Source organism: Streptomyces marincola (assembly GCF_020410765.1).
Taxonomy (GTDB): domain Bacteria; phylum Actinomycetota; class Actinomycetes; order Streptomycetales; family Streptomycetaceae; genus Streptomyces; species Streptomyces marincola.
This window is the reverse complement of sequence record NZ_CP084541.1, coordinates 3015528-3040000: the sequence shown is the minus strand read 5'-3', so window position 1 is coordinate 3040000 and position 24473 is coordinate 3015528. Positions and strand designations below refer to the sequence as shown.

Here is a 24473-nt window from a genome sequence, read left to right as displayed (position 1 = left end):
AATGGTGAAAAGTACCGCGGGAGCGGAGTGAAAGAGTACCTGAAACCGTGTGCCTACAAGCCGTGGGAGCGTCGCATACCGGGCTTGCCCGGTGTGTCGTGACTGCGTGCCTTTTGAAGAATGAGCCTGCGAGTTTGCGGTGTGTTGCGAGGTTAACCTGTGGTGGGGAGCCGTAGCGAAAGCGAGTCCGAAGAGGGCGATTCTAGTAGCATGCCCTAGACCCGAAGCGGAGTGATCTAGCCATGGGCAGGGTGAAGCGTGGGTAAGACCGCGTGGAGGCCCGAACCCACCAGAGTTGAAAATCTGGGGGATGACCTGTGGTTAGGGGTGAAAGGCCAATCAAACTCCGTGATAGCTGGTTCTCCCCGAAATGCATTTAGGTGCAGCGTCGTGTGTTGCTTGCCGGAGGTAGAGCACTGGATAGGTGATGGGCCTTACCGGGTTACTGACCTTAGCCAAACTCCGAATGCCGGTAAGTTGAGCGCGGCAGTGAGACTGTGGGGGATAAGCTCCATGGTCGAGAGGGAAACAGCCCAGAGCATCGACTAAGGCCCCTAAGCGTGTGCTAAGTGGGAAAGGATGTGGAGTCGCAGAGACAGCCAGGAGGTTGGCTTAGAAGCAGCCACCCTTGAAAGAGTGCGTAATAGCTCACTGGTCGAGTGATTCTGCGCCGATAATGTAGCGGGGCTCAAGTACACCGCCGAAGTCGTGTCGCCGCACCTTGTGTGTGGTGGGTAGGGGAGCGTCGTGTGCTGGGTGAAGCAGCCGCGGAAGCGTGTTGTGGACGGTTCACGAGTGAGAATGCAGGCATGAGTAGCGATTCACACGTGGGAAACGTGTGCGCCGATTGACTAAGGGTTCCTGGGTCAAGCTGATCTGCCCAGGGTAAGTCGGGACCTAAGGCGAGGCCGACAGGCGTAGTCGATGGACAACCGGTTGATATTCCGGTACCCGCCGTGGAGCGCAAGCGCTGAATCTTCTGATGCTAAGCCCGTGAAGCCGCCTGGTGGTGTCTTTGACACTTCTGGGAGTGGTGGAGCCGGTGACCCGAGGGGGTAGTAGGTGAGTGATGGGGTGACGCAGGAAGGTAGTCCAGCCCGGGCGGTGGTTGTCCCGGGGTAAGGGTGTGGCCCGTCGTGCAGGTAAATCCGTGCGACATGAGGGTGAGACCTGATGCCGAGCCGATTGTGGTGAAGTGGACGATCCTATGCTGTCGAGAAAAGCCTCTAGCGATGTTTCATGGTGGCCCGTACCCGAAACCGACTCAGGTAGTCAGGTAGAGTATACCGAGGCGTTCGGGTGAACTATGGTTAAGGAACTCGGCAAATTGCCCCCGTAACTTCGGGAGAAGGGGGGCCGCTTCTGGTGATGGGCTTTACGCCTGGAGCTGGGGGTGGCCGCAGAGACCAGCGAGAAGCGACTGTTTACTAAAAACACAGGTCCGTGCGAAGCTGTAAGGCGATGTATACGGACTGACGCCTGCCCGGTGCTGGAACGTTAAGGGGACTGGTTAGCTGTCTTTCGGGATGGCGAAGCTGGGAACTTAAGCGCCAGTAAACGGCGGTGGTAACTATAACCATCCTAAGGTAGCGAAATTCCTTGTCGGGTAAGTTCCGACCTGCACGAATGGCGTAACGACTTCTCGGCTGTCTCAACCATAGGCCCGGTGAAATTGCAGTACGAGTAAAGATGCTCGTTTCGCGCAGCAGGACGGAAAGACCCCGGGACCTTTACTATAGCTTGATATTGGTGTTCGGTTCGGTTTGTGTAGGATAGGTGGGAGACTGTGAAGCTCGGGCGCCAGCCTGGGTGGAGTCGTTGTTGAAATACCACTCTGATCGTGCTGGATGTCTAACCTGGGTCCGTGATCCGGATCGGGGACAGTGTCTGGTGGGTAGTTTAACTGGGGCGGTTGCCTCCTAAAGAGTAACGGAGGCGCCCAAAGGTTCCCTCAGCCTGGTTGGTTATCAGGTGGTGAGTGTAAGTGCACAAGGGAGCTTGACTGTGAGACTGGCGGGTCGAGCAGGTGCGAAAGCAGGGACTAGTGATCCGGCGGTGGCTTGTGGGAGCGCCGTCGCTCATCGGATAAAAGGTACCCCGGGGATAACAGGCTGATCTTCCCCAAGAGTCCGTATCGACGGGATGGTTTGGCACCTCGATGTCGGCTCGTCGCATCCTGGGGCTGGAGTTGGTCCCAAGGGTTGGGCTGTTCGCCCATTAAAGCGGTACGCGAGCTGGGTTTAGAACGTCGTGAGACAGTTCGGTCCCTATCCGCTGTGCGCGTTGGAGTCTTGAGAAGGGCTGTCCCTAGTACGAGAGGACCGGGACGGACGAACCTCTGGTGTGCCAGTTGTTCTGCCAAGGGCATGGCTGGTTGGCTACGTTCGGGAGGGATAACCGCTGAAAGCATCTAAGCGGGAAGCCTGCTTCGAGATGAGGACTCCCACCCACTTGATGGGGTAAGGCTCCCTGGAGACGACAGGGTTGATAGGCCGGAGATGGAAGCCTGGTGACAGGTGGAGTTGACCGGTACTAATAGGCCGAGGGCTTGTCCTCAGATGCTCGCGTCCACTGTGAATTCTCGGCCGGCGGCTGGTGCCCTTTCAGGGTTCCGGTGGTCATGGCGGAGGGGAAACGCCCGGTTACATTCCGAACCCGGAAGCTAAGCCCTCCAGCGCCGATGGTACTGCATGGGGGACCGTGTGGGAGAGTAGGACGCCGCCGGACAATACGTTGTATGCGGGTAAGGCCCGTCGCCTGGTGCGACGGGCCTTATTCGTTTTCCGGGGCTTGAGGCCAGGGGCGTGGAATTCCTCTCCCTTAGGCGGCCCGGGAAGAAGGACGTTGCGGCGTGCGGGGCGCGGTGCGACCATCGGCGCATGGTGTACACCATCCGTCAGACGCGCCGCGAGGACTGGCAGCTGCTGCGCGACCTGCGCCTCGCCGCCCTCAAGGACCCGGTCGCCCCCGTCGCGTTCTTCGAGCCGTACGACGAGGCGCTGGCGCTGACGCGCGGCGACTGGGAGCGCAGGGCGTCCGGCCGGGCCCGGGTCACCTTCATAGGGGAGACGGAGTCCGGTGTGTGGGGCGGGATGGTCGGCGCCTTCGTCCGGGACGACCACGTCTGGGTCGTGGGCGTCTACATGCGGCCCGAGCACCGCGGCACGGGCCTGGCCGGGGCGCTGATGCGGGCCGCGATCGACTGGGCGGGCGGGCGCGAGACCCGGCTGCGGGTGCACGAGAACAATGCGCGGGCCGCCAGGTTCTACGCCTCGCTCGGCTTCCGCCCGACCGGCGGGGCCGAAATCGATCCCCGGGACCCGGCGTTGAAGGCGTACGAGCTGGTCTTCACGCCGCGGGCGCCCGGCACGGCGGCGCCTTCGGGCGAGAGGGCGGAAGCGTGAGCGCACGGCACGAGCCGCCGGCGTACCTGCGTGCCGACTGCGGCAGTTGCCAGGGGCTCTGCTGTGTCGCGCTGCCCTTCGCCGCCTCCGCGGACTTCCCCGTGGACAAGCCCGCCGGCCGGGCGTGCGCGAACCTGGCGGACGACTCCAGCTGCCGCGTCCACGCCCACCTGCGGGAGCGCGGTTGGACGGGCTGCACTGTCTTCGACTGCTTCGGCGCGGGACAGCGGGTGTCGCGCGAGACGTTCGGCGGTCGCGGCTGGCGGGGCGATCCGGCGGTGGCGGGACCGATGTTCAGGGTCTTCCCCGTGGTGCGGGCCCTGCATGAACTCCTGTGGTACGTGCACCAGGCGCTGGCCATGGAGGCCGCGGCCCCCGTGCACCCCGGGCTGCGGCGCGCGGCCGTCGACCTGGACCGGCGCGCGGGCGCCGACCCGGGCGACCTCGCCGCCCTCGACGTCACCGCGGTCAGGGACGAGGTCAACCCGCTGCTGCTGCGGGCCGGCGAGCTGGTGCGGGCCGGGGTGCCGGGCCCGCACCGCGATCACCGGGGGGCCGATCTCACCGGGGCCAGGCTGCGCGGCGCGGCCCTGCGGGGTGCGAGCCTGCGCGGCGCCCGGTTCCTGGGTGCCGACCTCACCGGCGCCGACCTGCGGGTGGCGGACGTCACCGGCGCGGATTTCCGTGACGCCGACCTGAGCGGCGCCGACCTCACCGGGGCCCTGTTCCTCACCCAGGCCCAGCTGACCGCCGCGCGCGGTGACGGCGCCACCCGGTTGCCGGACGGGCTCGTCCGCCCCGGCCACTGGTCCCGCGGGCGGACCGCCGCCGTCCGCCCGGCCCGGCCGCACGGGCGGCGTTCCGGCCGGCGGGGCGCGGCGCGGCGGCGCTGAGGACGCGGGTGGCGGTCAGCGGGAATCGCAGCCGGCGTACGCCTCGGCGCAGTCCTCGTACGCCTCGGCGGCGCAGTCCCCCGCCGGTGCGCTCCCCGGCGCGGCGTCCGGGTCCTCTTCGATCAGTCGGCGCGGCCCCTGGCCGCGTTCGCCGCAGATGTCGTCGGGGTTGGCGAGCATGCAGCTCTCCAGCGAGAGGCAGCCGCAGCCGATGCACTCGGTCAGCTCGTCGCGCAGGCGCGACAGCTGCCGGATGCGGGCGTCGAGGTCCCTGCGCCAGTAGCCGGAGACCTCGGCCCAGTCCTCCTTGGTCGGCGTGCGGCCCTCGGGCAGCCGTTCGAGCGCGGCGTGGATCGCGCCCAGGGGCATGCCGACGTTCTGCGAGACCCGGATGAACGCCACGCGGCGCAGCATGTCCCGCGGGTAGCGGCGCTGGTTGCCCGAGGTGCGGCGGCTGGAGATCAGTCCGCGGTCCTCGTAGAACCTGAGCGCCGAGGTCGCCACGCCGCTGCGCTGGGCGAGCTGGCCGATGGTGAGTTCCTTGACGATGCGCGGAGCCATGCCGTCATCGTAGCGAAACGTCAAGCTCACTTGAAGTGCATCTCCCGGGTGTGCGGTAGCGTGGGAAATCGCGCGCTGTGGAGGGGAGTTGTGCATGGGGAAGTTGGTGGCCATCAGCGATCTGCATGTGCGGTACGAGGAGAACCGGCACATCGTGGAACGGCTGCGGCCCGACGAGGACGACGACTGGCTCCTGGTGGCCGGTGACGTCGGCGAGATGTTCGAGGACATCGAGTGGGCGCTGAGGCTGCTGAGCGGCCGGTTCGCCAAGGTCGTGTGGGTCCCGGGCAACCACGAGCTGTGGACGCCGCCGGACGACCCGGTGACGCTGAAGGGCGAGGCGCGTTACCGGCGCCTGGTGGAGATGTGCCGCGGCCTCGGTGTGGTGACGCCCGAGGACCCCTTCCCGGTGTTCGAGGGAGCGGGCGGGCCGGCCGTGATCGCCCCGCTGTTCCTGCTGTACGACTACACCTTCCGCCCGCCGGGGACGTTCACCAAGGCCCAGGCGCTCGACGTCGCGGAGGCGGCCGGGGTGGTGTGCACGGACGAGTTCCTGCTGAAGCCCGAGCCGTACGCGGGCGCGGAGGACTGGTGCCGGGCGCGGCTGGCGTTCACCGAGGCCAGGCTGAGGAACGAACTGCCGTCCGGCGTCCCGGTGGTGATGGTCAACCACTGGCCGATGGTGCGCGAGCCCACGCGCGTGCTGCGCTATCCGGAGTTCGCGCTGTGGTGCGGTACCGAGGCCACGGAGGACTGGCCGCGCCGCTTCGGCGCCGCCGCCGTGGTGTACGGGCACCTGCACATCCCGCGGCTGATCCATCACGACGGCGTGCCGCACCAGGAGGTGTCGCTCGGGTATCCGCGCGAGTGGCAGCCGCGCGCGCAGGCGCCGGGCCGGCTGGTGCCCGTCCTTCCCTCGGAGGCGGTGGCGGGGCGATGAGCGGACTGTTCCGCGGGCTGCTGCCCGAGCCGGTCGCGGTCGTGGAGACCGCGCAGGACGTGGCGGACCCGGGCCTGTTCCCCGAGGAGGCGGAACGTATCGCCGCGGCCGTCGACGAGCGGCGCAGGGAGTTCGGGACGGTGCGGTACTGCGCCCGTTCCGCGCTGGCCGGGCTCGGCGGGCCGCGCGTTCCGCTGCTGCCGGGCGAACGCGGTGCGCCGCGGTGGCCGGACGGGTTCGTCGGCACGATGACGCACTGCCGCGGCTACCGGGCCGCGGCGGTGGCCAGGGCGGCGGACATGGACGGCGTCGGGATGGACGTCGAGCCGAACGAGCCGTTGCGCGACTCGGGCGTGCTGAACCTGATCGCGCTGCCCGAGGAGCGGGCCGCGCTGCCCGGGCTGGCCGCGCGGCGGCCCGACGTGGCGTGGGACCGGCTGATCTTCAGCGCCAAGGAGAGCGTCTACAAGGTCTGGTTCCCGCTGACGCGCAAGTGGCTCGACTTCGAGGAGGCGGTGATCGAGCCCGACCCGGACGCGGGGACGTTCAGGGCGCGGCTGCTGGTGCCGGGGCCGGTCGTGAACGGGGTGCGGCTCGGCGGTTTCACCGGCCGCTGGGACGTGCGCGACGGCCTGGTGGGCACCGCGATCGGGCTGGTGCGCGAGCGCGCGGCCGGGCCCGCCGCCGGGCCCGCTGCGGCGCCGGACGGCCCGGACGGCGGGCGCGGCAGCGTAACGGGGGCCGTGCCCTCGTAGCGGTCGTGCGGCCGGTGTCCCGGGCCCTGTCGGCCCGGGACGCCGCGCCGTCATTCGACGACGGTGATGCGGTCGGCCGGGGGCGCCGCGAGCGGGGCGCCGGCCGAGGAGTTGGCGGTCAGGTAGGCGGCGAGGACGGCCATGTCGTCGTTGCCGACGACCGGGTCGGTGCCCTCGGCGAGGGTGGGGAACCCGTCGCCTCCGCCCGCGAGGAACGAGTTGACCGCGACCCGGTAGGTGGCCGCGGGGTCGAGGGGTTCGCCGTTCACCGTGACCGAGCCGGCCACGACGCGGTCGGCGCCCGCCCGGGTGAGGTCGAGCGTGTAGGCGAGCCCCGCGGAGGGCTGGAGGATCTTCGGCGCCGCCTCGTTGGGCCCCGAGACCTGCTCGGTGAGGACGGCGAGCAGCTGCTCGCCGGTGAGGTCGAGGATGTTGACGGTGTTGGAGAACGGCTGCACGGTGAAGCCCTCGCCGTAGGTGACGACGCCGTCGCCCTCGTCCCCCGAGGCGTCGAAGACGAGGTCGGCGCGCACGCCGCCGGGGTTCATGAGGGCCAGGTCGGCGTCCGGGTCCAGCTCCCTGGCGTGGGCGAGCTGCGCGTCGGCGATCAGGTCGCCGAGCGGGAACTCGGGGGTGCCGGCGCCGCGGCCCTCGATGTCCTCGGAGATCCAGCCGATGGGCTCGTTCGCGACCGGGGCGGCAAGACCGTTCCAGTAGGCGATCAGCTCGGTCAGGTCGGGGGCGCGCTCCTGCTCGCGGTCCACGACGCGGTTGGTGCCCTCGACGGACGTGCGCACGATGTCGCGGGTCAGGCGGTCGTACCGCATGTTCAGCTCGGTGAACAGGCGGCCGTTGGAGGCGGCCGAGGTGACCAGCCGGTCGCGGCCCGAGGGGTCGGGCAGGGTGCACACGTAGGGCTGGTGGGTGTGCCCGGTGACGAGCGCGTCGACGCGCGCGTCGGTGCGCGCGGCGATGTCGGTGATCGGGCCCGACAGGCCGCCGCCGGCCGCGTCGCAGTCCGCGTTGTACGCGTCGGCCTCGGGGTAGCCGCCCTCGTGGACGAGCGCGATCACGGCGTGCACGCCCTGGTCGGCGAGTTCCGCGGTGTAGCGGTTGATCGTCTCGACCTCGTCGCGGAACTCCAGGCCCTCGATGCCGGCCCGGGTGACGATGTCGGCGGTGCCTTCGAGCGTGACGCCGATGAAGCCGACGCGGACGCCGTTCAGCCGCCGCACCGTGTAGGGCTCCAGGATGGGCTCGCCGGTGTCCTCGTCCACCACGTTGGCCGCCAGGTAGGGGAAGTCGGCGCCGGTGAACTCGCGCCCCTGCGCGTAGCAGCCGTCCACCGGGTGGCAGCCGCCCTCCTGGAGGCGGACCAGCTCCTCCCAGCCCTCGTCGAACTCGTGGTTGCCGACCCCGGCGACGTCCATCTCCAGCGCGTTCAGCGCCTCGATCGTGGGCTCGTCGTGGAAGAGGCCGGAGAGCAGCGGCGTGGCCCCGACCAGGTCGCCGGCCGCGACCGTGACGGAGCGCTCGTGGCCGCGCCGCGCCTCGCGCAGGCCGGTGGCCAGGTACTCGACGCCGCCGGCCGTGAGGGTTTCGGTGGTGCCGTCCTCGTGCTCGTGGATCAGTTGGCCGCCCGATCCCGACGGCGGTTCGAGCGCGCCGTGCAGGTCGTTGAGGGCCAGGATCTGGAGGTCGACGGTCCGGTCGGGTACCGGCTGCCAGCCGCCCGAGCCGTCGGCCGCGTCGGCCGCGGAGGGCGCGGCGCCGTCGCGCGCCGCCTGCGCGGCGGGGGAGAGGGTGAGGACAGCCGCGGCGGCGGCCAGGGCGGCCACGGTCGCGGTCAGCCTGTACTTCCGTGCGTGCATCAGCGGTTCATCCCTTCGGTCCGGCGGCACCCTAGCGCCGCCGCGCGCGGCCGTCAGGAGGCCGGGCACAACGGGCCGGTGCACTCCGGCTGCGCCCGCACGGGGCCCGTTCGTCCTAGAGTCGCTGCCATGAGCGACGTCTTGGTGCGGGACCTGGTGACGGAGGACGAACGGCAGATCGTGCTGCGGCTGATCGCGGCGGCGGCCCGGGAGGACGGGCAGAGCGCCGTGTCGGAGCAGGGCCGGCTGCTGTTGCGTGGGGGCGCGCGGGCAGGCGTGCGCCACTTGTTGATGCGCCGAGAGGGTGCGCTGGTCGGCTACGCGCAGCTGAACGGCACCGACCCGGTGGAGGCGCCCTCGGGTGAACTCGTGATCCACCCCGACTACCGCGGACGCAGGTACGGCCGCGTGCTCGGCGAGGCGCTGCTCGCGGAGTCGGGGCGCAGGCTGCGGCTGTGGGCGCACGGCGGGCACCCGGCCGCGCGGCACCTGGCGCAGATGCTGGGGCTCACGCTCTTCCGCGAGCTGCGCCAGCTGCGCAGGCCGCTCGGCGGGCTCGACCTGCCGGATCCTGTGCTGCCCGCGGGGGTGCGGGTGCGCACGTTCGAGCCGGGCAAGGACGACGCGGCGTGGCTCGACCTGAACGCGCGGGCGTTCGCGCACCACCCCGAGCAGGGGGCGCTGACGCAGGAGGATCTCGACGCGCGGAAGGCCGAGTCGTGGTTCGACCCGGCCGGGTTCTTCCTCGCCGTGCGGGAGACGGGGGCGGAGGAGGGCGGGCTGGTCGGCTTCCACTGGACGAAGGCGCACGCCGCCGAGGGGCTGGGCGAGGTGTACGTGCTCGGGGTCGCGCCCGGGGCGCAGGGCTCGGGCCTCGGCCGCGCCCTGACCACCATCGGGCTGCGGTACCTGGCGGACCCGGGGCGCGGCCCGGAACTGGACACGGCGATGCTGTACGTGGACGCGGACAACGTTCCGGCGGTGCGCGTGTACGAGGGCCTGGGCTTCCGCACGTTCGAGACCGACCTGATGTACCGGACGGAGTCCTGAGCGCACCGCGTGCGGCCTTCTGGTCGTGCGCCCCCGGCGCGGACAGGGGGCGCCCGATCGGTTAACTCCGTTCACCTCGCTGACGTGCCGTGTTCGTCCGGATGGCGCGAGAATGGAGGTATGACCCAGAAGACGCGACCCAGGCAGGGCCGCTCGCGCACCGTGCCACCGCCGGCGGAACCGAGCGAGCGCGGCGAGCCGGAATCGGTCCCGGAGGCGGCCCTCGACGCGGAACCGGAGGCGGACGCGGGCGCGGCGGCGGACACGAGCGCGCGGGGGGCTAAGGGCGGCGCGGACGGCGCCGGCGCCGAGCTGCCCGCCGACCGCTTCCTGGACCGGGAACGCAGCTGGCTGGCGTTCAACGAGCGCGTTCTGGAGATGGCCGAGGACCCGGCGACGCCGCTGCTTGAGCGGACGAAGTTCCTGTCGATCTTCGCCAGCAACCTGGACGAGTTCTTCATGGTGCGGGTCGCCGGGCTCAAGCGCCGCATCGCCACCGGCGTGGCGACCCGTTCCGTCACCGGCCGGCCGCCCCGCGAGGTGCTGGAGACGATCTGGGAGCAGGCCGGGGAGCAGATGACCCGCAGCGCCGCCTGCTACCAGAGCACGGTGGCGCGGCAGCTGGCCGACGAGGGCATCCACCTGCTGCGCTGGCCCGATCTGACCGAGCAGGAGCAGATCCGGCTGTTCTCGCTGTTCCGGAAGAAGATCTTCCCGGTGCTGACGCCGCTCGCCGTGGACCCGGCGCACCCGTTCCCCTACATATCGGGGCTCTCGCTCAACCTGGCCGTCGTCGTGCGCAACCCGGCCACCGGGCACAAGCACTTCGCCCGGGTGAAGGTGCCGCCGCTGCTGTCCCGTTTCCTTGAGGCGTCGCCGCAGCGCTACGTGCCGGTCGAGGACATCATCGCCGCGCACCTGGAGGAGCTGTTCCGCGGCATGGAGGTCCTCGCCCACCACGTGTTCCGGGTCACGCGGAACGAGGACCTGGAGGTCGAGGAGGACGACGCGGAGAACCTGCTCCAGGCCCTGGAGAAGGAGCTGCTGCGCCGCCGCTTCGGGCCGCCGGTGCGCCTTGAGGTCGAGGAGTCCATCGACGACGAGGTCCTCGACCTGCTCGTGCGCGAGCTGAAGATCCGGCGCGAGGAGGTGTTCGCGGTGCCGGGGCCGCTCGACCTGACCGGGCTCGCGGCGATCGCGGAGCTGGACCGGCCCGAGCTGAAGTACCCGAAGTTCGTCGCCGGGACGCACCGGGACCTCGCCGAGGTGGAGTCGGCCTCGCCCCCTGACATCTTCGCCGCGCTGCGCGAGCGGGACGTGCTGCTGCACCACCCCTACGACTCGTTCTCCACCTCGGTGCAGGCGTTCCTCGAACAGGCCGCGGCCGACCCGGACGTGCTGGCGATCAAGCAGACGCTGTACCGCACCTCGGGCGACTCGCCGATCGTCGACGCGCTGATCGACGCGGCCGAGTCGGGCAAGCAGGTGCTGGTGCTGGTGGAGATCAAGGCCAGGTTCGACGAGCACGCGAACATCAAGTGGGCGCGCAAGCTCGAAGAGGCCGGCTGCCACGTCGTGTACGGCCTGGTCGGGCTGAAGACGCACTGCAAGCTGTCGCTCGTGGTCCGGCAGGAGGGCGAGGACCTGCGCCGCTACGCGCACGTCGGCACGGGGAACTACCACCCGAAGACCGCGCGGTTCTACGAGGACCTGGGGCTGCTGACCGCCGACCCCGAGGTCGGCGCGGACCTGTCCGACCTGTTCAACCGGCTGTCCGGCTACTCGCGGCGCGACAACTACCGGCGGCTGCTGGTCGCGCCGCGCAATCTGCGCGAGGGCCTGATCGCGCGCATCCGCCGCGAGGTGGAGCACCACAGGGCCGGGCGTCCTGCCTGGGTGCGGATGAAGGCCAACGCGATCGTCGACGAGGCCGTGATCGACGAGCTGTACCGGGCCTCGCAGGCCGGGGTGCCCGTGGACATCTGGGCGCGCGGCATCTGCGCGGTGCGGCCGGGGGTGCCGGGTCTCTCGGAGAACATCCGGGTGCGCAGCGTGCTGGGCCGGTTCCTCGAACACTCGCGCGTCTACGCGTTCGGCGGCGGCGGCGAGAGCGAGGTGTGGCTGGGCAGTCCCGACCTGATGCACCGCAACCTCGACCGGCGGATCGAGGTGCTGGTGCGCGTGACCGATCCCGCGCACCGCTCGACCCTCACCCGCCTGCTGGCCACGGGCACGGCGGACAGCACGGCCTCGTGGCACCTCGGGCCCGACGGCCGCTGGACGCGGCACGCGGTGGACGAGGAGGGCCGGCCGCTGCGCAACGTGCAGGAGATGCTGATCGAGGCGCGGAGGAAGCGGCGTGGCGCCTGAGGGCGGGCCCGCGTCCGGGAGCGGGGCGCGTGCGGAGTCCGGGCCGCCCGAGGTGCGGGCGGCGGGGTGCGTGCTGTGGCGCCGGGCGGAGGCGGGCGGGATCGAGTTCGCCCTCGTGCACCGGCCCAAGCACGGCGACTGGTCGCACCCCAAGGGGAAGCTGCAACGGGACGAGGCGCCCGTGGCGGCGGCCCGGCGCGAGGTGCGCGAGGAGACGGGCGCGGAGATCGTGCTCGGTCGGCGGCTGACGACGCAGCGCTACCTGGCGCAGGGGCGGCCCAAGGAGGTCGACTACTGGGCGGCCGAGGCGGTGTCGGGCGAGTTCGTGCCGAACGACGAGATCGACCGGATGCTGTGGCTGCCGCCCGCCGAGGCCCGCGGCACGCTGTCGCACCCGGCGAACCGCGCGCTGCTCGACGAGGCGCTTGCCACGCTGGACGGGGCGCTGTCCCGGCCGGGCGCCGCCTCCGTGCCCGGGGTGTCCGGTGGCGGGCGGTCCGGTGGCGGGTCGTCCGTTCAGGGCCGGGGCCGCGGGGCCTGACGAGGCGCGAGGGCCGGCCAGCGCACCGTGACCTCGCCCTGCCGCCAGCGGCGCGGCCCGTCCGCGAGCGGCCAGCCGCCGGACAGCGAGGCGACCGCGCGCACCCACCGCTGGCGCGCGCCGAGCGGGCCGTAGGGCGCGGCGGCGGCCCAGGCCCGGTCGAAGTCGCGCAGGAACGCGTGCACGGGCTCGCCGGGCACGTTGCGGTGGATCAGCGCCTTCGGGAGCCGTTCCGCCAGCTCGGACGGGGCGCCGAGGCCCGCGAGGCGGGCGGCGAACGTGACGGTCCTCGGCCCCTCGGGGCCGAGCGCCACCCACACGTGCCGGCGCCCGACCTCGTCGCACGTGCCCTCGACCAGCAGCCCGCCGGGCGCGAGCCGGGCGCACAGCCGGGCCCACGCGCCGTTCACCTCGTGCTCGGGGTACTGGCGCAGCACGTTCGCGGCCCGGATCAGCAGCGGGCGTTCACCGCCGGGCAGGGGCAGCTCGAACCCGCCGCGCACGAAGTCGAGGCCCGGCCGCCGGTACCCGGCCGCCGCGGCCACCCGTTCCGGGTCGATCTCCACGCCCGCCACGCGGGTGCCGGGGCGCACGCGCGCGAGGCGGTGCCACAGCTCCACCGCGGTCCACGGCGCCGCGCCGTAGCCGAGGTCGACCGCGAGCGGCGGCCCGGGCGCCCGGCGCAGCGCGGGGCCGTGCAGGTCCGCGATCCAGCGGTCCATGCGCCGCAGCCGGTTGGGGTTGGTGGTGCCCCGGGTCGCCGTCCCTTCCGCCATGCGGACGAGCGTAACGGCCGGGCGGGTGGCCGCAGGGCCGCGTGGGCCGCGTGGGGCGGGCGCGGGTGGAGCCGGGACGAGTGGGCACCCGGCAGGGGAAGAGGATGGCCCGGGGCGTGGTTGCACGGTGCGCGCACCATGCGGATTCGTACGTCGTCAGTCAGGAGGCACGGTGGCACACGTCGGCCGGGTCGCGATGCTCAGCGTCCACACCTCGCCGCTGGATCAGCCGGGCACCGGGGACGCCGGCGGGATGAACGTCTACATCGTCCAGCTGTCCCGCCAGCTCGCCGCGCAGGGGGTCGAGGTCGAGATCTTCACGCGCGCCACGTCCGGCGGCCTGGCGCCCACCGTGGAGCTGACGCCGGGCGTGCGCGTGCGCCACGTGGAGGCGGGGCCTTACGAGGGTTTGAGCAAGGAGGAGCTGCCGTCGCAGCTGTGCGCGTTCACGCACGGCGTCATGCAGGCGTGGGCGGGGCAGCCGCCGGGCTACTTCGACCTGGTGCACTCGCACTACTGGCTGTCCGGGCACGTCGGCTGGCTGGCGGCGGAGCGCTGGGGCGTTCCGCTGGTGCACGCGATGCACACGATGGCGAAGGTCAAGAACGCGTCGCTGGCCACGGGGGACACACCGGAGCCGGCCGCGCGCGTGATCGGCGAGACGCAGATCGTGCAGTCCGCCGACCGGCTGATCGCGAACACCGCGCAGGAGGCGGCCCAGCTGGTCGACCACTACGACGCCGACCCGCTGCGGACCGCGGTCGTGCACCCGGGCGTGAACCTGGGGACGTTCTGCCCCGCGGACGGCAGGGCGGCGGCGCGGGCGCGGCTCGGGCTGCCGCAGGACGCGCTGATCCCGCTGTTCGCGGGCCGCATCCAGCCCCTGAAGGGGCCGGACATCCTGCTGCACGCGGTCAGGGAACTGCTCGACGGCGACCCGTCGCTGCGTTCGCGGCTGTGGGTCCCCGTGGTGGGCGGGCCGAGCGGCAGCGGGCTCGCGCGGCCCGAGCGGATGCAGAAGCTGGCCGCCCGTCTCGGGCTGGCCGACCTGGTGCACTTCTTCCCGCCGGTCGGGCAGGAGCGGCTCGCGGACTGGTACCGGGCGGCGAACGTGCTGATGATGCCGTCGTACAACGAGTCGTTCGGTCTTGTGGCGGCCGAGGCGCAGGCGTGCGGCACGCCGGTGGTGGCCGCGGCGGTCGGCGGGCTGCCCGTGGTGGTGCGCGACGGGGCCACGGGGTTCCTCATCGACGGGCACGACCCGGTGGACTGGGCGGCGGCGCTGCGCGCGTTCGCGGAGCGGCCGGGTCTCTCGGAACGGCTCGGTGCGGCGGCGGCGCGGCACGCGCGGCGTTTCGGCTGGGACACGGCGGCGGCCGGCACTCTCGCGGTGTACCGGCGGGCGGTGGAGGCGCACCGGTTCTCGCGGCGCGGCGGCGGGCTACGATCCGCGCATGGCTGAACGGGACGCGGCCGGCGCGGAGCGGGTGATCGAGGACTACCTGCGCGACGCGGGCGCGGAGTGGGAGCGGGCGGGCCGCGGGCACTTCGTGGTGACGCTGCCGGGGACGCGCAAGCTGTCGACGACGTGTTCGCTGGTGGTGGGCCGGCACGCGGTGTCGGTGAACGCGTTCGTCATCCGGCGGCCGGACGAGAACGAGGCCGGCGTGCACCGCTGGCTGCTGGAGCGGAACACGCGCCTGTACGTCGTGGCGTTCGCGGTGGACCGGCTCGGTGACGTGTACCTCGCGGGGCGGCTGCCGCTCGCCGCCGTCACGCCCGCCGAGGTGGACCGCGTGCTCGGGACCGTGCTCGAACACGCGGACGGCTCGTTCAACACGCTGCTCGAACTGGGTTTCGCGGGCGCGATCAGGAAGGAGTACGCCTGGCGGCGGGCGCGCGGTGAGTCGACGCGCAACCTTGACGCGTTCGCGCACCTGACGCGTCCGCGCGCCGGCGGGGGCGACGCGCGCGCCGGCGGGGACGGCGCGGGGGGCTGACGCGCCGCTGCCTCGCCCGGGGGCCGCTCACGCCCCGGCGGACGGCCGGCGCCCCGCGCGCCGCGGCAGCCGCTGCTCCGCCCAGATGATCTTGCCGTCCGGCGTGTACCGCGTGCCCCACCGGTCGGCGTACTGCGTGACCAGGAAGAGGCCGCGCCCGCCCTCGTCCGTGGCGGAGGCGTTGCGCGGGTGCGGCGAGGTGCTGCTGCCGTCGGAGACCTCGCAGATCAGGGCGCGGTCGCGCAGCAGCCGCAGCCGGATGGGGCCCGCGGCGTGCCGGATGGCGTTCGTGACCAGCTCGGTGAGGATCAGCTCCGTGACGAACGCGGCCTCCGAAAGACCCCAGTCCGCGAGCCGGCGCGCCGCGTCGGCGCGGACGGCCGACACCGCCGCCGGGTCGAACGGCACGTCCCACGTCGCGACCCGGTCGGGCGACAGCACGCGCGTGCGCGCCATGAGCAGCGCGACGTCGTCGGACGGCGGCTCGGGCAGCATCGCGGCGAGCACGTCGTCGCAGGCCGCCTCGGGGGCGCGCGGGGCGCGTTCGAGCGCGGTCCGCAGCAGGTCGAGGCCGGTGTCGATGTCCCGGTCCCTGGCCTCGACGAGGCCGTCCGTGTACAGGACGAGGCCGGTGCCCTCGGCCAGCCGCAGCTCGGCCGTCTCGAACGGCATGCCGCCGACGCCGAGCGGCGGCTGCGCGGGCACCTCGGGGAACTCGACCCGGCCGTCCGGGTGGATCAGCGCCGGCGGCAGGTGCCCGGCCCTGGCCATGGTGCACAGGCCCTCGACCGGGTCGTAGATGGCGTACAGGCAGGTCGCGCCGGTGACGGAGCCCACGTCCTCGCCGTCCGTCTCGTCCCGGTCGGTGCGGTCGGCCAGTTCGTCGAGCCGGCCGAGCACCTCGTCGGGCGGCAGGTCGAGCGCCGCGAAGTTGTACACGGCGGTGCGCAGCCGGCCCATGGTGGCCGCGGCGCGCAGCCCGTGCCCCACGACGTCGCCGACGACGAGCGCGACGCGGGCCCCCGAGAGCGGGATCACGTCGAAGAAGTCCCCGCCGACCGCCTGCGCCGGCCGGTAGCGGTAGGCGGCCTCGACGGCGTTCTGGTCGGGAAGCGCGCGCGGCAGCAGGCTGCGCTGGAGCGTGGCGGCCATGCCGTGCTCGCGCGTGTAGCGGCGGGCGTTGTCGACGCAGACAGCGGTGCGCGCGGCCAGTTCCTCGGCGAGGGACAGGTCCTCGCCGTCGAACGGCTCCGGGTTCTCCGCCCGCCAGAACGCCGCGACGCCGAGGACCGTGTTCCGGGCGTGCAGCGGCGCGGTGACCAGCGAGTGGAAGCCGTGGTCGCGCAGCAGCGCGGCGTGTTCGGGGTCGCCGCCGTGCCACCAGTCGGTGCCGGGCAGGTCGTTCTCGACGACGGCGCGCCCGGCCGCCAGGTTGTCCATCTGCGGCGAGTCGCGCCCGAGCACGACGCGGGACCGCGCCTGCCGCAGCGGATGGCTCTCCTCGACGCCGCCGACGGCCGCGCGGCGCATGGCGGCCGGCGCCTCGCCCGGCGCCTCGCCGTTCAGCACCTCCTCGATGAGGTCGACCGTGACGTAGTCGGCGAAGTCGGGGACGGCGACCTCGGCCAGCTCCTCGGCGGTGCGGCCGATCTCCAGCGTGGTGCCGATGCGCACGCTCGCGGCGTACAGCAGCGACAGGCGTTTCTGGGCGGCCTCGGCGCGGCCGGAGAGCGCGCGCATCTCGGTGGTGTCCCTGAGCGTCGTCACGCCGGTGGGCGGGCCGCCGCCCGGCGGGGCCACCAGCCGGTGGTTGACGGCGAGCAGCCGGCCGCCCGACAGGTGCACCTCGTCCGTCACCTCGCGGTCGGCGGTCAGCAGCGCGAGGGCCGCCCGGTCGAGCCCGAGGTCGCCGACCGGGCGCCCCGGGGCGTCGTCCGGCAGCCCGAGCAGCCGTTTGGCCTCGTCGTTCGCCAGCAGCATGCGGCCGTTCTCGTCGACGATCAGCACGCCCTCGCGCACCGAGTGCAGCACCGTGTCGTGGTGCTCGTACATGCGGGTGATCTCGTCGGGGCCGAGGCCGCGCGTCTGCCGCAGCAGGCGGCGGCTGACCAGGGCGGCGCCGCCGCTGGCCAGGGCGATCACGCCGCCGCCCGTGCCGAGCAGGAGCGGCAGTTCGTCGGTGAGCATGAGGTTGATGCTGCCGACCGTGACGCCGGAGCTGACGAGGCCGACGATCTCGCCGTCCTCGTCGCGCACGGGCAGCGTGACCTGGTGCAGGGGGCCGATGGTCCCGTCGACGGACTCGCGGACCACGCGGCCCTCCCTGGCCGGGCCGATCGTGCCGACGAAGTGCCGGCCGATGCGGTCCTCCTCCGGGTGCGTCCAACGGGTCCCTTCCGGGCTCATCACGACCACGAAGTCCACGTCGGCGCGCTTCCTGATGGCCTCGGCCCGCGGCTGGAGCAGGCGGGTCGGGTCGGGGGAGCGCAGCGCCTCGACGGTGCTCGGGGACGCGGCGACGGCCGCGGCCACCCCGAGGGACCGGTCGAAGGCGGCCTCGGTCTTCACGTGCCGGGACTGCACGACGAGGATCACCACGGCGGCGGCGACGAGCAGCGAGACAAGACCGACCAGCAGGATGAACATCTGCCCCACGACGCTGCGGACGCTGAACACGGAGGAGCCGCGCTCCCGCCCGTTCCGCCGACTCCGCAGTATTGCCCTCATTACCCCATTTTGTACCCATGGTGTTCCACGGGCCGCATCCGGCGGCGCCACCCGGCTCGTCTAACCTCGGGGCATGGCCGACGCACCGTACAAGCTGATCCTGCTCCGCCACGGCGAGAGCGAATGGAACGCGAAGAACCTGTTCACCGGCTGGGTGGACGTCAACCTGACGGACAAGGGCGAACGCGAGGCCGTGCGCGGCGGTGAGCTGCTGACGGACGCCGGGCTGCTGCCCGACGTGCTGCACACCTCCACCCTCAAGCGCGCCATCCGCACCGCGAACCTCGCGCTCGACGCCGCCGACCGCGCCTGGATCCCGGTGCGCCGCTCCTGGCGTCTGAACGAGCGGCACTACGGCGCGCTCCAGGGCAAGGACAAGGCCGCCACGCTCGCCGAGTTCGGCGAGGAGCAGTTCATGAAGTGGCGCCGCTCCTACGACACCCCGCCGCCTGAGCTCGCGGACGGCGCCGAGTGGTCGCAGAGCGACGACCCGCGCTACGCCGCGCTGCCCAGCGAGGTCAGGCCGCGCACCGAGTGCCTCAAGGACGTCGTCGTCCGCATGCTGCCCTACTGGTACGACGCCATCGTGCCCGACCTGGCCACGGGCAGGACCGTGCTGGTCGCCGCCCACGGCAACAGCCTGCGGGCCCTGGTCAAGCACCTCGACGGCATCTCGGACGCCGACATCGTGGGCCTGAACATCCCCACCGGCATCCCGCTGCTGTACGAGCTCGACGCCGACTACCGCCCGGTCGTCCCGCACGGCACCTACCTCGACCCCGAGGCCGCGAAGGCCGCGATCGAGGCCGTGAAGAACCAGGGCAAGAAGTAACCCGTTTTCGCGTACCGGCCCCCGCCCGCGTGCTCCGCGCGGCCGGGGGCCCGTCCGTGCCGCGGCGGCGCGCGGCGGCCCCGTTTCCCGGGCGGCCCTGGCCCGGCCCGGCATAGGGTCGGGGGCATGGGCGACACGGGGGTGCGCGAATCCTGGGAGCACCGGTGGCTGCTGCCGGGGGAGCTGCGGTTCGGCGGCGGGCGCGAACCCGTGCGCCGCACGGGCCGGGACTGGCTGGTCGACACGCTGGCGTTCGCGTGGGCGGTGCTGCTGTGGGCGCTGCTCACCGGCTTCGAGGCCGATGCCGGCCACCTCCCCGCGTGGATCGTCGCGATCGACGCGCCGGCCGGGGCGCTGGCGTGCCTGGCCCTCTGGTGGCGGCGCCGATTCCCGCTGCTGCTCGCGATCGCGATGCTGCCGCTCAGCGTGTTCTCGACGACGTTCGCGGGAGCGCTCACCGTCGTCCTGTTCAACCTCGGGGTGCGCGTGCCGTGGCGCACCGCGCTGCTCGTGGTGGCGGCCCACCTGCTCGTCACGATCCCCTACCTGCTGATCTACACCGTGCCGCACGCGGGCGGGTGGACGGATGCCGCCCTCGCGGTGGCGTTCATCCTGTTCGTCACCACGTGGGGCGCGGGCGTGCGCGCCCGGCGCGAACTCGTGGCGCGGCTGCGGGAGGACGCGCAGCGGGAACGGGCCGAGCACGCCAGGCGGCTGGCGGACGCCAGGCGGACGGAGCGGGAGGCCATCGCCCGTGAGATGCACGACGTCCTGGCCCACCGGATCTCGTTGCTCTCCGTGCACGCCGGCGCGCTGGCGTACCGCACCGGCGCGACGGCGCGCGGCGCCAAGCCGCTGTCGGACGCGGAGATCGAGGACACCGCCCAGCTGATCCGCGACACCGCGCACCAGGCGCTGACGGAGCTGCGCGAGGTGCTGACCGTGCTGCGCGGCAGCCCCGCCGCCGAGGAGGCGCCGCAGCCCGGCGTGGCCGACATCGACGAACTGGTGGCCGAGGCCAGGCGCGCGGGCCAGCGCGTGAGCTGGCGGCGCGCGTGCGACGAGCGGGCGCTCGGCTCGCTGCGGCGCCAGGTGCAGCGCACCGCGTACCGGGTGGTGCAGGAGGGGCTGACGAACGCCCGCAAGCACGCCCCCGAGGCGCGGGTCGAGGTGACGGTGGCGGGCGGCCCCGGCGCGGGCCTCACGGTCGCGGTGCGCAACGCGCTCCCGGTCCGCGGCGGCGCGGATGCGGTGATCCCGGGCGCGGGGGCCGGGCTCGCGGGGCTTGAGGAACGGGTGGCCCTGGACGGCGGCACCATCAGGCACGGCGCACGCGGCACGGCGTTCGACCTCGTGGCCGAACTGCCCTGGCCGCCGCCGACCGCGGAGCGCGGCCCCTGAGCCGGGCCGCCGGAACGGGCACGGGAACGGGCACGGGCCGCCCGGCCGTGCGGCGGGCGGCCCGTGCGTTCGGTCCTCCGGTCCGTCAGATCAGCCGCAGTTCCCCCCGCACTGGCAGGCCGAGCCCGACTGGCAGCCGCAGCTGCAACCTGAGCCGCAGCCGCAGCCGGCCACCAGGGGCAGCGGACGCCGCCCGGACGGCGCGGCGGACGCGGCGGGCACGGGCATCGGGGCGGGTGCGGCAGGTGAGGCAGCCATGGGTCCCTCCTCGGCAGCGGATGTCCTCCGCGGCCATTGGAACCCCCGCGACGGCGGGCGCGGCACCGCGCAGAACGGGCGCGCGGGAGCACACGGTGTCAGACGGTGGCCTCCGGCTCGGGCAGGAACTCGTCGGCGTGCTCGCCGGTGACGAGGTAGACCATGCGCCGGGCGATCGACACGGCGTGGTCGGCGAACCGTTCGTAGTACCGGCCCAGCAGCGTGACGTCCACCGCCGTCTCGATGCCGTGGTGCCACCGGTCGTCCAGCAGGTGGCCGAACAGCGTCCGGTGCAGCGAGTCCATCTCGTCGTCGTCCTGTTCGAGTTGCATGGCCAGGTCGACGTCCTTGGTGATCAGCACCTCGGTGGCCTTGGCCATCAGCCGCTGCGCGAGCTGGCCCATCTCCAGGATGGTGGCCGAAAGCTCCCGCGGCACGGCGGAGTCGGGGTAGCGGAGCCTGGCCACCTTGGCGACGTGCTGCGCCAGGTCGCCGCACCGTTCGAGATCGGCGCTCATCCGCAGCGAGGTGACGACGATCCGCAGGTCCGTGGCCACCGGCTGCTGGCGCGCGAGCAGGGCTATCGCCGCGTTCTCCAAGGACCTGTGCATCTCGTCGACCTTGTCGTCGGCGGCTATGACCGCCTCCGCGAGCTTCAGGTCGGCATCGAGCATGGCCGTCGTCGCACGCCCGATGGCGGACCCGACGAAACGGGCCATCTCGACCAGGTTGTCACCGATCGCGTCGAGTTCCTCGTGGTATGCGTCACGCATGACTTGTCCTTCCTCACCTGCCGGAACCGGTTTGCTGCCGTTCAACGTCTGCCCGGAAAGCAGCCGCCTCCGCCCCGTCAAGTGAACCATCGCTGTCGTCAAGGTGAACTCTCGCGGGCGGCCGGTCGAGCATCTTCGGTCACATCTGTGACCTGCGGGCAAGCCCCGCATAACCTGAGGATATGGACGTGAACGCGGCGGTCGCCGCAGTGGCAGCGATCGCCGGGCTGTGCACCGGTGTCGTCGCCATGCTGGCATTCCGTCTCAGTGAGCGCGAACGCACAGGTCCTTCCGGTGGTGCGCAGCAGCAGGCTGAGGCCGTGCTGCCGCCGGGCGTCGACACGGTGCTGTCGGTGCTGCGCTCCTCCGCCGTCGTGCTCGACGAGAGCGACGGCGTGGTGAAGGCGAGCTCCGCCGCCTACGCGCTCGGCCTCGTCCGCGGCGGTCGGCTCGCCGTCGACCCCATGCTGAAGATGGCCCGCGACACCAGGCGGGACGGCGAGATCCGCGAGACGGAGATCGACCTGCCCAGGCGCGGGCGCGGCCTCGGCCGCGCCGACGTGCTCGCCGTCTCGGCCCGCGCGGCCCCGCTCGGCTCCCGCCTGGTGCTGCTGCTCGTGGAGGACCTCACCGAGGCCCGCCGCATCGAGGCCGTCCGGCGCGATTTCGTGGCCAACGTCAGCCACGAGCTGAAGACCCCCGCGGGCGCCCTGTCGCTGCTCTCCGAGGCCGTGCTCGACGCCGCGGACGACCCCGTCGCCGTCACGCGTTTCGCCGGGCGCATGCAGAACGAGGCGACCCGCCTCACCAACCTCATCCAGGAGCTGATCGACCTCTCCCGGGTGCAGGACAACGACATGCTCGCCGGCGCCGAGCTGGTGCCGGTCGGCGACCTGGTCACCGAGGCGCTGGAACGCTGCCGCCAGCAGGCCGGCAGCAAGCACATCACGATCGCCTCGGGCGGCATCGACGAACTGGCCGTGTGGGGCAACCGCGCCCAGCTCGCCGCGGCCCTGGGCAACCTGGTGGAGAACGCGGTGAACTACAGCCCGCCGCACACCCGGGTCGCCATCGCGGGCGCGCGCGTGCCGTCCTCCTCGGGGGAGCTCGTCGAGATCGCCGTCACCGACCAGGGCGTCGGCATTCCCGAGACCGACAGGGAACGCGTCTTCGAACGCTTCTACCGCGTCGACCCGGCCAGGTCCCGCGCCACCGGCGGGACGGGCCTCGGGCTGGCGATCGTCAAACACGTGGCCGCCTCGCACGGCGGGGAGGTCCAGGTCTGGAGCGCTGAAGGACAGGGCTCCACCTTCACCCTGCGGCTGCCGGAACCCGGCAGCGCGCGGGACCGCCACCTGGCGGCGCGCAAAAAGCGCGACCGCCTCGGTGGCACCCTGCATGAACCGGCGGAGTTCGCCGAGAGCGCCGATGCCGACGCCGAGGCGGAACACCAGCCGCAACCCACCCGCACCAACGATCCCGCCCGGGAGGTCCTCCCGTGACCCGAGTGCTCGTCGTCGAGGACGAGGAGTCGTTCAGCGACGTCCTGTCGTACATGCTCCGCAAGGAAGGCTTCGAGGTCGCCACCGCGGCCACGGGTCCCGAAGGGCTCGACGAGTTCGAGCGCAACGGCGCCGACCTCGTCCTGCTCGACCTCATGCTGCCGGGCCTGCCCGGCACGGAGGTGTGCCGCCAGCTGCGCGGCCGTTCCAACGTCCCGGTCATCATGGTGACCGCCAAGGACAGTGAGATCGACAAGGTCGTCGGCCTGGAGATAGGGGCCGACGACTACGTGACCAAGCCGTTCTCCTCGCGGGAGCTGGTCGCCCGCATCCGCGCGGTGCTCAGGCGCCGCGGGGAGTCGGAGGAGGAGAGCCCGGCCGCCCTGGAGGCGGGCCCGGTGCGCATGGACGTGGACCGGCACGTGGTCACCGTCGCAGGGCGCAAGGTCGACCTGCCGCTGAAGGAGTTCGACCTGCTGGCGATGCTGCTGCGCAACGCCGGCCGGGTCCTCACCCGGATGCAGCTCATCGACCGGGTCTGGGGGGCCGACTACGTCGGCGACACCAAGACCCTCGACGTGCACGTCAAGCGGCTGCGCGCCAAGATCGAGCCCGACCCGGGTGCCCCGCGCTACCTGGTCACCGTGCGCGGCCTCGGCTACAAGTTCGAGCCGTAGGCCGCGGGAGCGCGTGCCTTGTCCGCGGGCAGGCGGTGGCCCGCGGGACGCGGAGGGCCGATGGCCACCTGGCCATCGGCCCTCCGCGTGCGTGCCGCGCGCCGTGCGCGGCGGGCGTCAGCCCTCGATGACGTCCGTGCCGTCCTCGGCGGTGCCGTCCCCCGGGGCGTCCGGGGCGTCGTCGGCGGGGCCGCCGGGCTCCTCGCCCGTGCCGGTGCCGTCCTCGCCCGTTCCGTTCTGCGGTTCCTCGCCGCCGTCCTCGGGCGTCGTCCCGGGGCCGCCGGGGGCCTCCTCGTCGGGGCCGCCGGGCGCCGCGGGCGCGCCGGGCTCCTCCGGGGCGGTGGGCGTCGGCCCCCAGTCCTCGTAGTACTCGAAGCCGTTGGTGTCGCCGACCACGCGGGCGGACAGCGTGATCTCACCCGCCTCGCTCAGCACGAACGAGAGCCCCTGGGCGTTGCCGAGCGCCACGTCCGCGGCGGCCGGGTCGGAGAGGAGGGCCGCCGCGTTGCCCTCGCCGCCCAGGGCGAGGGACCCGCGCGCCGGGACGACCAGGCTGCTCTCGCCCTCGGCCGGTACCAGTTCGAGCGGGGCGCCGCCGTCGGTGAGGACGACGGCGTCCAGGGTCTGGTCCTGGCTGCCGGAGTTGAACAGGCGCGCGCTGATGCCGCCGGGTCCTTCGGGTCCCTCGGGCAGGACCAGGTTGACGTTCTGCACGTCGATGTCGTCGACCGCGGCGGAGGCGTTGTCGGGGTTCACCTGGCCGGTCTCGGCATTCACGCCGGCGCCGCACGCCGTCGCACCGACGGCCGAGAACGCGAAGAAGGCGGCGGCAACGCCGCGTCGAAGGCTGCTGCTCACGGCGGCGGCATCTCCTCGGGCAGAGTCTCTGTTGATCTATCGGGCCTCAGCGTACAGAAGCCTCTTCCGGTATGTTCCGCCGGGCCCGGCCGGAGTCGGCGCAACCTGCCCCGGGCGGTCCTGACCGGCCCTGACCGGCCGGCGGCGCGGCGGATGCGGTGGATGCGGTGGAACGCCAGGACGGGAACGCCCGGGAGCGGGCCGGCGGTGAACGGAAGTGGGCGGGCGGCGAACCTTCAGTGGGCCGCGGGTGGGACATGAGTGGGCCATGAGTGAGTTCGCGG

Annotated in this window: 20 protein-coding genes and 2 rRNA genes (1 of these 22 only partly in view); 15 read left to right on the top strand and 7 right to left on the bottom strand. The window is 72.5% G+C overall.

Annotation, left to right across the window (positions count from 1 at the left end; all coding sequences use genetic code 11):
• The 4 genes from LC193_RS12965 to LC193_RS12950 all read left to right on the top strand — a co-directional run.
• Window positions 1–2556, top strand: a 23S ribosomal RNA gene (locus LC193_RS12965) (it extends 557 nt beyond the left edge of the window).
• Between the two features lie 54 nt (window positions 2557–2610).
• Window positions 2611–2727 (top strand): 5S ribosomal RNA (rrf, locus tag LC193_RS12960).
• Window positions 2728–2879: 152 nt separating this feature from the next.
• Entirely contained in the window at window positions 2880–3404 is a 525-nt protein-coding gene (locus tag LC193_RS12955; protein ID WP_404819408.1) for a GNAT family N-acetyltransferase, read from the top strand.
• Window positions 3401–4297: a pentapeptide repeat-containing protein gene (locus tag LC193_RS12950; RefSeq protein ID WP_226074194.1), complete on the top strand. Its 897-nt coding sequence runs from the start codon at window positions 3401–3403 to the stop codon at window positions 4295–4297. Before LC193_RS12955 ends, LC193_RS12950 begins: the two co-directional genes overlap by 4 nt.
• Window positions 4298–4312: 15 nt before the next feature.
• Here LC193_RS12950 and soxR read toward each other — a convergent pair whose 3' ends face one another.
• Window positions 4313–4858 carry a redox-sensitive transcriptional activator SoxR gene (soxR, locus tag LC193_RS12945; protein ID WP_226074192.1) on the bottom strand — a complete coding sequence of 182 codons (546 nt, stop codon included), beginning with the start codon at window positions 4856–4858 and terminating at the stop codon, window positions 4313–4315.
• Between the two features lie 94 nt (window positions 4859–4952).
• On the opposite strand from soxR, the gene LC193_RS12940 reads away from it, so the two are divergent.
• Together LC193_RS12940 and LC193_RS12935 are read left to right on the top strand one after the other, a co-directional pair.
• Window positions 4953–5798, top strand: coding sequence for a metallophosphoesterase family protein (locus LC193_RS12940; protein ID WP_226074190.1), 846 nt, complete (start codon window positions 4953–4955; stop codon window positions 5796–5798).
• 5 nt (window positions 5799–5803) lie between these two features.
• Window positions 5804–6553, top strand: a complete 750-nt coding sequence (locus tag LC193_RS12935) for a 4'-phosphopantetheinyl transferase family protein (RefSeq protein ID WP_226078574.1) — start codon at window positions 5804–5806, stop codon at window positions 6551–6553.
• A 50-nt stretch (window positions 6554–6603) separates the two neighbouring features.
• On the opposite strand, the gene LC193_RS12930 is transcribed toward LC193_RS12935, so the two are convergent.
• Entirely contained in the window at window positions 6604–8424 is a 1821-nt protein-coding gene (locus LC193_RS12930) for a bifunctional metallophosphatase/5'-nucleotidase (protein WP_226074189.1), read from the bottom strand.
• 129 nt (window positions 8425–8553) lie between these two features.
• Between LC193_RS12930 and mshD the strand changes: the two genes are divergently transcribed.
• The 3 genes from mshD to LC193_RS12915 all read left to right on the top strand — a co-directional run bounded on the left by mshD (window position 8554) and on the right by LC193_RS12915 (window position 12385).
• A complete protein-coding gene (gene mshD, locus LC193_RS12925; RefSeq protein WP_226074187.1) occupies window positions 8554–9474 on the top strand; it encodes a mycothiol synthase in 921 nt (306 codons plus the stop codon).
• Between the two features lie 120 nt (window positions 9475–9594).
• Window positions 9595–11844, top strand: a complete 2250-nt coding sequence (locus tag LC193_RS12920) for an RNA degradosome polyphosphate kinase (protein ID WP_226074185.1) — start codon at window positions 9595–9597, stop codon at window positions 11842–11844.
• Window positions 11834–12385: an NUDIX hydrolase gene (locus LC193_RS12915; RefSeq protein WP_404819407.1), complete on the top strand. Its 552-nt coding sequence runs from the start codon at window positions 11834–11836 to the stop codon at window positions 12383–12385. Before LC193_RS12920 ends, LC193_RS12915 begins: the two co-directional genes overlap by 11 nt.
• Here the strand turns inward: LC193_RS12915 and LC193_RS12910 are convergent.
• A complete protein-coding gene (locus LC193_RS12910) occupies window positions 12361–13161 on the bottom strand; it encodes a class I SAM-dependent methyltransferase (protein ID WP_226074183.1) in 801 nt (266 codons plus the stop codon). The two genes, LC193_RS12915 and LC193_RS12910, sit on opposite strands and share 25 nt — an antisense overlap.
• Here LC193_RS12910 and mshA point away from each other — a divergent pair.
• Window positions 13160–14623: a D-inositol-3-phosphate glycosyltransferase gene (gene mshA / locus LC193_RS12905; RefSeq protein ID WP_404819406.1), complete on the top strand. Its 1464-nt coding sequence runs from the start codon at window positions 13160–13162 to the stop codon at window positions 14621–14623. The two genes, LC193_RS12910 and mshA, sit on opposite strands and share 2 nt — an antisense overlap.
• Window positions 14616–15161, top strand: a complete 546-nt coding sequence (locus LC193_RS12900; protein ID WP_226074181.1) for a type III secretion system chaperone family protein — start codon at window positions 14616–14618, stop codon at window positions 15159–15161. Before mshA ends, LC193_RS12900 begins: the two co-directional genes overlap by 8 nt.
• Window positions 15162–15188: 27 nt before the next feature.
• On the opposite strand, the gene LC193_RS12895 is transcribed toward LC193_RS12900, so the two are convergent.
• Window positions 15189–17888 (bottom strand): SpoIIE family protein phosphatase/ATP-binding protein, encoded by a 2700-nt coding sequence (locus LC193_RS12895; RefSeq protein ID WP_226074179.1) that lies wholly within the window; start codon window positions 17886–17888, stop codon window positions 15189–15191.
• A gap of 73 nt (window positions 17889–17961) precedes the next feature.
• Here LC193_RS12895 and LC193_RS12890 point away from each other — a divergent pair, with 73 nt between their 5' ends.
• Window positions 17962–18720, top strand: coding sequence for a phosphoglyceromutase (locus LC193_RS12890; protein WP_226074177.1), 759 nt, complete (start codon window positions 17962–17964; stop codon window positions 18718–18720).
• A gap of 126 nt (window positions 18721–18846) precedes the next feature.
• Window positions 18847–20121 (top strand): sensor histidine kinase, encoded by a 1275-nt coding sequence (locus tag LC193_RS12885; protein WP_226074175.1) that lies wholly within the window; start codon window positions 18847–18849, stop codon window positions 20119–20121.
• A gap of 90 nt (window positions 20122–20211) precedes the next feature.
• On the opposite strand, the gene LC193_RS12880 is transcribed toward LC193_RS12885, so the two are convergent.
• A complete protein-coding gene (locus tag LC193_RS12880; protein ID WP_226078920.1) occupies window positions 20212–20379 on the bottom strand; it encodes a hypothetical protein in 168 nt (55 codons plus the stop codon).
• Window positions 20380–20477: 98 nt separating this feature from the next.
• The gene (gene phoU, locus LC193_RS12875) at window positions 20478–21152 is read right to left on the bottom strand and encodes a phosphate signaling complex protein PhoU (protein WP_226074173.1); all 675 of its coding nucleotides are present in this window, start codon (window positions 21150–21152) and stop codon (window positions 20478–20480) included.
• Window positions 21153–21334: 182 nt separating this feature from the next.
• Here phoU and LC193_RS12870 point away from each other — a divergent pair, with 182 nt between their 5' ends.
• Together LC193_RS12870 and LC193_RS12865 are read left to right on the top strand one after the other, a co-directional pair.
• On the top strand, window positions 21335–22654 hold the full coding sequence (locus tag LC193_RS12870; protein WP_226074171.1) for a sensor histidine kinase: 1320 nt from the start codon (window positions 21335–21337) through the stop codon (window positions 22652–22654).
• Window positions 22651–23331, top strand: coding sequence for a response regulator transcription factor (locus LC193_RS12865; RefSeq protein WP_086159907.1), 681 nt, complete (start codon window positions 22651–22653; stop codon window positions 23329–23331). The genes LC193_RS12870 and LC193_RS12865 overlap by 4 nt, the downstream gene beginning before the upstream one ends.
• 117 nt (window positions 23332–23448) lie before the next feature.
• On the opposite strand, the gene LC193_RS12860 is transcribed toward LC193_RS12865, so the two are convergent.
• Window positions 23449–24189: a DUF461 domain-containing protein gene (locus tag LC193_RS12860; RefSeq protein ID WP_226074169.1), complete on the bottom strand. Its 741-nt coding sequence runs from the start codon at window positions 24187–24189 to the stop codon at window positions 23449–23451.
• Window positions 24190–24473: the final 284 nt, after the last annotated feature.